The 1,931-nt window shown below is 64.8% G+C and carries 1 protein-coding gene; it reads right to left on the bottom strand.

Going from position 1 to position 1,931, the window contains the following annotated elements; genetic code table 11:
- On the bottom strand, positions 1–1,931 hold a 1,931-nt coding region (locus tag AC1DF8_RS36195), incomplete at both ends, for a GumC family protein (protein ID WP_478157609.1).

The raw sequence follows: 1,931 nt of genomic DNA, 5'->3' as shown, positions 1-1,931 counted from the left end.
CTGAGCTGCTGCAGGCAGAATTCGGCGGCTCTGCGGCTGGTTTTTGCCCATTGCACGATCATCAGCGTTCGCTCCGTCAGCGCTGTCAGATGCATCGTATCGGCCGAGGCCAGTACGGGGGCGCTGTCGAAGATGACGATCTGGCCTCTGTTGCGGGCCATCTCGATGATCTCGGCGACGTCGGTCATGCGCATGCGCCGCTGCAGGCGGGGATTGCCGGCCGGGATGAAGTCGATCCCGCTCGGATGGTGATGGACGACGTCCTCGAGGCCARCCTGTCCACTCAGGAAGTCATTCAGCCCCTGCTTCAGGCCGGACCGGAACAGCGTATCGAGATGTCCGCGCCGGATATCGCTGTCGACAAGCAGCACCGGTGTTCCGTTGGCGGCAAGCTCGATTGCCAGCGATCCGGCCACCAGCGACTTGCCTTCGCCGCTATGGGCCGAGGTCACGGCGATGCTGTTCGGCAGCTTTCCGCCATTGGCCTGCTTGAGCGAGATCATCACGGTGCGGATCGCTTCGTCGAACATGCCGATCTGCGTTTGCCCGAACAGCCGCGAGGGATCTCTGCGGTCCTTGCGTCGCAAGTGTGGGACGAAGCCGGCCGGCACGATGCGCGCCATTCCACTGATCTGGTCGAAGCTGCGCACCGTCCTGTCCATCATCTCGACCACGAAGGCGGCCGTCACCGCAACCGAGATCGAAGCGAAGAAGGCGCCGATCAGGTAGAACAGCCGGCTGCGCCCCTGCGGGGCAAGCGGYACCGCAGCCGGTGACAGGACCTCCAGTTCGGTGCCCGGCAGCATGGCCTGCCCGGCAAGACCGCGGCGCTGCTCCTCAAGCTTGTCGAGCGCCGTCTGCTCCCTGTCGGCAATGCGCTGCAGCCGTCCGAGTTCGGTCTGTGCCAGCGACGAGCGGGAGCGTTGCTCATAGGCGGATGCCAGTGCCGATCGCACTGTACGGTCCTCGTCATCAAGGGTGCCCAGCTTGGCGCGCATGGACTGCAGGTACCGGTCGACCGCCGCGCCGAGATCGGTGCGAGACCTGTCGATCCTTGCCCGCAGGTCGACCACGGCGGCAGCATCGTTGCCATAGATATCGAGAAGGCGTGCGAGATCCTGCTGCTGGGCACGCAGGTCGCTTTGCATCGCGCCGATGCTGTCGGGGACGGATTTGTTCTGGGCGGCAAGCGAAGGGTCGCGGGCCGCTTCCAGTGCGGCGATCGTATCCTGGATGTCGGCGCGGCTTTGCCCGATCTTCGTCTGCCGGTCGCTCAATTCGACGATCGCCTTGACCTGTTCGCTCTGCTCATCGCCGCTTTGAACGACGCCCGTCGTTTGCTGATAGGTGTCGGCGGCATCGCGGGCGGCCCTGGCGCGATCCTGCTGTTCGGCGATGCGCTGGCCGATCCATGCCTGCGCCGTGTCGAGGCTGCCGCGGATACTGTCCTTGCGCTCTTCGAGATAGATGCTGATGAGACGGTTCGGGACGGCGGCTGCCAGTTCGGGATCGCCGGCCGTAAAGCCGATCTGGACGACATCGCTCTGGCCGTCGCGCCACACGCTCAGCGCCTTGTAATAGGCCTGGATGATCGGCTCGATACTGTCTCCCGACGGCTGTGACGGCTTGTCGCTGCTCACCAGCAGGCCGCGCAAGGTTGCCCTGATCTCGTCGAGGACGGAGGCCTGGCGCAGGGCCGGGTTGAACTCCGGYCGCTCGTCGAGCCGCAAGTCGCGGATGATGCGCTCCGTCACGCTTCTGGACAGCAGCCGCTCGGTCTCGGATGTGACGTTCACCGGCGCATTGTTGCCGGCATCGCCGGTGCTGAGCGCAGTTGCCAGCGGTTTGTGGATCATCAGCCGGGATGCGGCGTGATAGCTCGGATTCAAGCCCGAGATCAGCACGATCGACGCCGCCATCAGCACCATCAT

Source organism: Rhizobium sp. 05N49, assembly GCF_056396805.1.
This window is presented reverse-complemented; position numbering and strand designations above follow the sequence as displayed.